At 48.8% G+C, this 7,730-nt stretch carries 8 protein-coding genes; 4 read left to right on the top strand and 4 right to left on the bottom strand.

The genetic code is table 11. The annotated features are described in order from the left end of the window. Nucleotides 1-38: 38 nt before the first annotated feature. The 3 genes from BFC17_RS21440 to BFC17_RS21450 form a co-directional block, all read right to left on the bottom strand. The gene (locus tag BFC17_RS21440; protein ID WP_070178571.1) at nucleotides 39-2,507 is read right to left on the bottom strand and encodes a sensor domain-containing phosphodiesterase; all 2,469 of its coding nucleotides are present in this window, start codon (nucleotides 2,505-2,507) and stop codon (nucleotides 39-41) included. Between the two features lie 123 nt (nucleotides 2,508-2,630). Further along, nucleotides 2,631-3,281 carry a DUF2959 domain-containing protein gene (locus BFC17_RS21445; RefSeq protein ID WP_070178572.1) on the bottom strand — a complete coding sequence of 217 codons (651 nt, stop codon included), beginning with the start codon at nucleotides 3,279-3,281 and terminating at the stop codon, nucleotides 2,631-2,633. 2 nt (nucleotides 3,282-3,283) lie between these two features. After that, a complete protein-coding gene (locus BFC17_RS21450) occupies nucleotides 3,284-3,517 on the bottom strand; it encodes a hypothetical protein (RefSeq protein WP_070178573.1) in 234 nt (77 codons plus the stop codon). Nucleotides 3,518-3,613: 96 nt separating this feature from the next. Between BFC17_RS21450 and pip the strand changes: the two genes are divergently transcribed. From pip to purT, 4 genes are all read left to right on the top strand, one after another. Continuing rightward, nucleotides 3,614-4,555: a prolyl aminopeptidase gene (gene pip, locus BFC17_RS21455; RefSeq protein ID WP_070178574.1), complete on the top strand. Its 942-nt coding sequence runs from the start codon at nucleotides 3,614-3,616 to the stop codon at nucleotides 4,553-4,555. Next, nucleotides 4,555-4,992: a D-aminoacyl-tRNA deacylase gene (gene dtd / locus BFC17_RS21460; RefSeq protein WP_070178575.1), complete on the top strand. Its 438-nt coding sequence runs from the start codon at nucleotides 4,555-4,557 to the stop codon at nucleotides 4,990-4,992. Before pip ends, dtd begins: the two co-directional genes overlap by 1 nt. Nucleotides 4,993-5,069: 77 nt before the next feature. Beyond that, nucleotides 5,070-5,978 carry a bifunctional GNAT family N-acetyltransferase/hotdog fold thioesterase gene (locus tag BFC17_RS21465; protein WP_070178576.1) on the top strand — a complete coding sequence of 303 codons (909 nt, stop codon included), beginning with the start codon at nucleotides 5,070-5,072 and terminating at the stop codon, nucleotides 5,976-5,978. Continuing rightward, entirely contained in the window at nucleotides 5,975-7,165 is a 1,191-nt protein-coding gene (purT, locus tag BFC17_RS21470; RefSeq protein ID WP_070178577.1) for a formate-dependent phosphoribosylglycinamide formyltransferase, read from the top strand. The genes BFC17_RS21465 and purT overlap by 4 nt, the downstream gene beginning before the upstream one ends. Nucleotides 7,166-7,220: 55 nt before the next feature. On the opposite strand, the gene tnpA is transcribed toward purT, so the two are convergent. Continuing rightward, entirely contained in the window at nucleotides 7,221-7,649 is a 429-nt protein-coding gene (tnpA, locus tag BFC17_RS21475) for an IS200/IS605 family transposase (RefSeq protein ID WP_070174559.1), read from the bottom strand. Nucleotides 7,650-7,730: the final 81 nt, after the last annotated feature.

Consider the following 7,730-nt stretch of genomic DNA (forward strand, 5'->3'; position numbering starts at 1 on the left):
GGGCCGGGGGTTAACCGGCCACAAACTGCCAAAAACCATCAGGCGCTCAGGCTAAAGTCAGATTCGCCATACAACCAGTCTCTGGCACTACGTTCGTTATTAAAGTATCTCACCTCAAATACGGCATCCACGCTGCTGCACCACAGGGCTGCCATTTTCTCTGCGTACTTGCCTTCTACCAGCACGGCAATCTTGTCTAACTGCTGATACAGAGGATCAATAGCCGCCAGACGAGCCCTGTCGATCAGGTCGGACTCACCCATCTGAAAATAATCTGAATGTCTGAAATCAAACAAGGCAAACTGAACTGGCTGCGCATAGTCCATCAGGCACTGCCGGAAGGCATCAGTAAATCGCATGGTTTTTTGGATATGACCAGTCAACGTCATCACGATGACTCCGGCTTTTTCGTTATCCAGTGTTACCTTAACCGAGCCCTGTTCCTGATGAGCAGAAAAGGGCTCAGGGCGTGAGAACAAATAACCCTGACTATAATCCAGCCCTAACTCTAACAGGCACTGCTGCACTTCCACGGAATGAACAAACTCGGCAATACATTTGATACCAGCGTTACGACAGAAAAAGCTGAGTGCCTTGACTATCTCGTAGCTTTTTCTGTCGATGTGGATATTTTTTATGTATCTGGCATCAATCTTTAAAAAATCGACTTCTAAATCGAGGATCCGTTCAAAGTTTGAATACTCGGTACCAAAATCATCGATGGCCAGTTTAAAGCCGGCCAGCTTAAGCGCCTTGAGCTGTTTTAAGTGGCTGTCTTTGCCGGTACTGCTGATCCCTTCGAGCACTTCCAGAATAACCCGTTGGGGCGCGATATCGTAAGTTTGGCACAGCTCGGTTAACAAGCCCTGTAAATACTGGGCATTCAGGTCGTATTCCGTAATATTCAGCGAGAAGGTATAGTCGTTATGACTCATCACTTTAAATGTTTGTTGCGCCATTTGGCGGGTGATAACCGGTAACATACCAGCCACTTTCGCCGCTTCAATAAAGCTGTATGGTGTCAGAACCTGGTCATCATGGTGAATCCTTGCCAGAGCTTCATAGTGCCTTATCACCCCCGTAAGGTTGTCATGAATACCCTGAAAATAAGGCACGATAAGCTGTTCATTTACGGCAGTATGAATAATGTTATTAGCCTCTACAAACAACATATGCTGCTGACTTTCCGCCGCAATTGCGTCCTGTTCCAGAACGATGCATTTTAAATCCCCCGAATCACGACTCTGACGCAGCGCGGTAACGCCCAAACGAAGTAAATCACTGTGCCCCTTCGCCCCGCCAAAAGAAAGCGAGAGAAACACGCTGATATCGTTGGCAGATACCTGATGATGACGAAAATAACTTCTTAGTTTTTCAGCGATAGCCTGCAAGTCAACTTTGCTTTTAAATAACAACACATACTTGCCGGGCCCGCCGCCGACATAACAATCGGCAACCACCTGCGACTTTATTATTTGCGCAGTATTGCGCATGAGTTCATCACAAACATCAAAGCCATAAGCGTCATTGAGGTAACGCAGTCCGTCTAATCCGATCACCAGCAGGCTTTTTATTCCTGGTGACTTTAGTTCTTCGGCCAGGTAAGACTTACTCGACAGGCCAGTGAGCGGGTCTGTATTAGCCAGATAGAGGTTTTTAGCCCGGGCCTTGTTGAGCTCAGTAAGATCAGTATAAATAGCCGTATAGTGGTGGACGTGACCGCTTTCGTCACGAATCTGGTTAACCGACACCCACTGTTCCAACACTGAACCATTGGCGTGGCGATTGGTGATCTCACCCTGCCAGACGCCTTTTTTAAAAACCTTGTGCCAGAAGTTCCGGTAGAATGTCTTGTCGTGCTGTCCGGATGAGAAAAGTTTAGGGTCAAGCCCCATGACTTCGCTTCGACGATACCCGAACATATCGCAAAACGCCTGATTAACTTCGATGATTTTATGATCCGCATCGGTAACCAGCATGGCTTCGGCAGAATGCTTAAAAATAGAAGAGAGCATGTTTAACGAGCGGTCTTGTTCAACTCGCTCAAGTTCAGCGGCTATGCGATATCCCAAAATTTCAAACAGGGCTGTTATCTCAGCTTCACTTTTCAGCGCCGACGTATGCATCGCCACCAGAATGCCCAGAACATTTCCCTGCGAATCATGCAGCGGCATGCCAATATAAGATTCGACGTGCATGTCTTGTAACAGCTGATCTTTGGGATATAACTCGGTCACTTTGCTGGAATAACAGCAAGCCCCGGAGTTGGTGACCTGGTAGCAAGGTGTATCTTTGAGGTTATAGGTAAAGTTGTCCTCTACCCGACTAAAAGCAGCGACTGCTACCGTAGTACAGCTTGTCCGGCAATCATTCGGCTGACCGATAAGAATGTAGTCACACTCAAGAATATCCGACAGCGCCAAAACCAATAGCTCAAAGTATTCCTGCCCCCGCGTCTGTCCTACGTAATCCGACAGTTTTTTAAGCTTTGCCACCAGTGTGTTCATAATAACTACATTACCTTCCTAATGGTAAAATATCTGTGGTTATGTATAGAAGATAATATTGATTTTGCGTAACTTTTCGCTAAAAAAAGTTAAAATTCACATAAATAACACGAATATTTAACCTTAGCCACCATTCATGTCGGCAATAAACGCATTTGACTGAGAAATCGCCGACTTCATATCACGTAATAAATCCCTTACGTCACGCTCAATGTCGTTAAGTTCGCCTTGTAGTGCACCAATCGCGCTGGCATTAAGGTTATGTTTCAAAAACAGTACATTATCCTGCAGCGTACGCAGCACTGGCTGCATGCTGCTTTCCACTTTACGCATGGCGCGTACCATTTTGTTGTATTTCACGCGGGTTTCCGCAAGCTGTCTTTTGCTGGTGCGTTTCAGACTCTCGTTAGAGTAAGTGTCCAGTTCGGCTTCCCACTCTTCAAACAGTGCTCCGGCCACACTTTCTATTTTATCAATCCGCTTGCTGACGTCTTCAGCCGCTTCCTGACTGGCTTCGTATTCGTCATTCAGCGACTGATACACTTCTTCCAGATCACCACCGTCAAATTGGATCAGCGCCGAAAACTCTTCCAACGCAGAGCTGAACTGCTCTTCTGCATCTTCCTGTGATTCACGGGCATCTTCTACGCGATCCACCAGGATCTCACGTTTTTCAACACCCACTTTTTCCCATGCCGCGTAATAAGCGCTTTGACAAGCACTCAGAGACGACACCAACAGTGCAGTTAAACCAATTTTGACCAATGATGACATGTTTAGGATTCACCCCTGAATTTTGCTGCATCCACAATAGCCCACAGGTGAAATATCGCACCCACGAACCACATAAAGAATAAAATAACCGTTGCCCCTAATGCATAGCTGACAGCACACACCACAAAAAAGAACAAAGCCGCTAAAATGCGCCCCTGAACCAATTGGCCCAATCCGGGGAAAAAGAAACTGCATATCGCAGCAATAACATTGCCGCCTGAACCTTGTCCAGCCATGATAACTCCGCTTAAATTCAATTTACTGTTTAAATTAAATGAATTAGGGTTGAGATACAATCTTTGCGTCGGTTTGAATTGTAAGAGAGCTTGTCTATGCCACCAACCTGTTACTTGCACGACTACATGCCAACCCACGACGGCCATCAGATTTACTACGAACTCAGTGGCAATCCTAAAGGCATTCCCGTGCTGGTTATTCACGGCGGTCCCGGTGCCGGATTATCCCCCGGCTACACCGACTTTTTTGACCTCGACAGCTATCATGTTATCGGCTTTGAGCAACGAGGTTGCGGTCGTTCCCAACCGCATTTATCCCTGGATAACAATACTACCCATCATCTGTTAGACGATATCAGTCAGTTACGCACTACGCTGGGGATTAAACAATGGCTGTTATTTGGCGGCTCCTGGGGGACTACACTGGCCCTGTTAGCCGCCATCAGAGAGCCGGAAACGGTTAGCGGAATGATTTTACGCGGGATATTTCTGGCCCGCCAAACCGACTTTCACTGGTTTCTGGCCCCGGATGGCGGAGCGGCCAGGATCTACCCGGATGCTTTTGCCCGCTTTACCGAGACGATGTCCACCCAAGGCGATCTGAGTGAGGTACTTGCGCATTACAGCGCCATTTTCAGCGGCCACCAGCAATCCCTTAAAGCAGTCGCTGCGATACGCTGGTATCAGTGGGAAGAAGCCATCGCCAGGGTTTTTCCGCATTCCTCAGAGCCAACGTCACTGACTTGTAGTCCACTACTGATGAGTCTCGCGGTGTTGGAGTGGCATTACATTATTAACGATTGTTTTATCAGCGAAGATTATATTTTACAGAACGTGCATCAATTGCGTTCTATTCCGGCAAAACTGATCCATGGTCGGTGTGATACGGTGTGTCAGCCACAGGGCGCTTATCTTTTACATCAGCACTGGCCCAACAGTGATTTACTTCTGGTCGAAGGGGCTGGACACAGCAGTGCCGATTTCGGCATTGCTTCGGCGCTTCGCCAGGCGACTAACGATTTCAAGGCAATGTATTAATGATTGGATTAATTCAACGTGTAAGTGAAGCCAGCGTGAACGTAGCTGGTAATACCGTAGGGGCAATCGGCCCGGGCATTTTAATTCTGCTGGGGGTAGAGAAAGACGATACGCAGGCGGAGGTCGAAAAGCTCGCCAACAAGCTGTGTAACTACCGTATTTTTAGTGATGCCGACGGTAAAATGAATCTTAACATCCGCCAGGTTGAGGGCTCGGTGTTGGTGGTATCCCAGTTTACCCTGGTCGCTGACACCAGTCGCGGCAATCGGCCTGGGTTCTCCCGCGGCGCTCCGCCAGCGCTGGGTAACGCACTGTACGAAGCCTTTATAGCGCAATTAGAAAGTATGGAAATTCCGGTTGCCAGCGGCCAGTTTGGCGCAGATATGCAGGTTCAGCTTATTAATGACGGACCGGTGACTTTCCATATCCAGGTATAATATTCACGCCTTTCTCTTGCTGTTGGCAAACGCTTAAGATTTAATGTGTGCCCTAACTTTATGGGAGAAGCAGGACTGTGTTTAAAGTAGTCACTCCACAAACCGATGAAGCCCTCACGGCTTACTATCATTTTCGCTGGCAGTACCTGCGCCAGCCCTGGAATTTTCCACCGGGGTCAGAAAAAGACGAATACGAACAGGTCAGCGAACACCGCATGGTGGTTAACGGCCAGGGTGAAATTATTGCCTGTGGGCGCGTTCATCTGAACACTGCCGAAGAAGCGCAAATTCGCCATATCGCGGTACACAGTGGCTACCAGCGGCGCGGTTTGGGTCAGTTTATGCTCAATGCCCTGGAGTCGGTCGCCAGGGAATTAGGCGCCATTCGCGCAGTCACCAACAGTCGTGAAATCTCCATCGAGTTTTTTAAAGCCTGTGGCTTCACTGTAGAACGGGAAGCTCCCAACGAACTGGGTTTGCTTAAACGCCAGCAGATGGTCAAAAAGCTTGATGATTTTTCGCTGCTGGTTATGCATCCCCAGTGGTGTCAGGAACTACAGGATACCTGGACCGAAACCATCCCCATTACCGAACACATGGGCATAAAGCTTCACCAGTACACCGGCAAGACGCTGGAAACCCGCGCCTCCCTGAATAAAAATATCAATATTCACGGCACCATGTTTGCCGGCAGCATTTTTTCGCTCGCCACCCTCACCGGGTGGGGAATGATATTTCTGCAGCTTAAGGATAAGGGGTTACAAGGCGACATCGTATTGGGAGACGGCAATATCCATTATCACAAACCTATCACCATGAAGCCCCGCGCGGTGTGCAATATTGAGCGTCTGAAAGGCAAATTCAACTTACTCAGCAAAGGCAAGAAATGCCGCCTGGAGCTGGAAGTAGAAGTACTCGATGACACCCAGGCCGTCGCCGAATTTCATGGTATTTACTGGGTGTTACCCAAAGAGGACAACAAATGACAACATTAGGTACGCCATTTACTTCCCAGGCGAAAAAGATTCTGCTGCTCGGCAGTGGCGAACTGGGCAAAGAAGTTGTAATTGAATGCCAGCGCCTCGGCTGTGAGGTGATTGCCTGTGATAGCTATGCCAACGCGCCGGCTATGCAGGTCGCTGACCGTAGTTATCAGTTTTCCATGCTGGACGCGAAAGCCCTGCGTGAAGTCGTCGAAAAAGAAGCCCCGGACCTGATTGTGCCGGAAGTTGAAGCCATTGCTACCGCCGAACTTGTCGCGTTAGAAAAAGAAGGCTTTACGGTAGTGCCAAGTGCCAACGCCGTAAACCTGACCATGAATCGGGAAGGTATTCGTACCCTGGCCGCCGAAACACTTGGTCTGCCCACATCCAGCTATCGGTTTGCCAGCACCAAGGCTGAGTTTGAGGCCGCTATCGACGCCATTGGTTACCCTTGTTTTGTTAAACCTATTATGAGCTCTTCGGGTAAGGGACAAAGCCGCCTGACCGGGCCTGACGATGTGGATAAGGCATGGCAATATGCCCAGGAAGGAGGACGTGCTGGTGCAGGTAAAGTGATCGTTGAAGGCAACATTGCTTTCGATTACGAAATTACGCTGCTTACCGTTCGCACCCGTCAGGGCGTCAAGTTTTGCCCACCCATCGGACATATTCAGAAAGACGGCGATTATCAGTATTCATGGCAACCTACCGCCATGACAGATAAAGCCCTCAGCGCGGCCAAAGACATTGCAGACAAAATAACCGACGCCCTCGGCGGCTACGGCTTATTTGGCGTTGAGCTGTTTGTTTGTGGTGATGAGGTTATCTTCAGCGAAGTATCGCCGCGGCCCCACGATACCGGCATGGTAACACTGATTTCCCAGAACCTGTCAGAATTTGCCCTGCACAGCCGCGCAATCTTAGGCCTGCCAATTCCTAACATTGACTGCTACGGCCCCAGTGCTTCCGCGGTTATTCTGGGGTTTGGCGAAGGCAACTGTATCAACTTCAGTAATCTGGATGCGGCGCTAAGCACGCCGATCACAGATTTGCGCTTATTTGGCAAACCAACCATTAATGGTAAGCGTCGATTAGGCGTTGCACTGGCCCGAGCGGAATCCACCGATGCTGCGGTAGAAACCGCGCAAAAAGTGGCCGGACTGGTAAATATCGATATCTCTCAACAGTAAGCCTGGCTGAGAGACAGGCAATAGATTCCCCCGGGCATGCCCGGGGTTCTTTCTGTTACAGCTCCATTCGGAGCTGATCTGAATCCTTCCGACCTTGATGCTCAACGTAGTTCCGTATTGTGTGCTCGTCTAAGCCTACGCTGCTTACAAAGTAACCCGGCGACCAAACAATATTTTCATTCCAATAGACCTTTCCTAGCCATTTGAATGTCTTTCTCATGTTTGACGCTGACTGGGCTTTGAGTTTACCCATCACTTCTGCTATCGAGTATTTCGGTGGAATGACCATCAACATGTGCATATGGTCATTATCAAAGCCCATTCGCTCTATCGTTACGCCGGGCATACTTCGAAGCAGCTTCGGCAACACTTTGCGCAAATACTCCACGACGAAAGGCTTCAGTATCCGACGCCTGTATTTGGTTACCCAGACGACGTGATATTGAAGTCTATATAGACCATGTGATGAGACTCGAACTTCCATCTTCGTAGCATACAGGCCTCGGACTCATTCATCCACGGGTAAACCCGTGGTGTTCTGTCGCTTCGCGACCGGTCACATAAA

Source organism: Marisediminitalea lipolytica, assembly GCF_001758465.1.
Taxonomy (GTDB): Bacteria; Pseudomonadota; Gammaproteobacteria; order Enterobacterales; family Alteromonadaceae; genus Alteromonas; species Alteromonas lipolytica.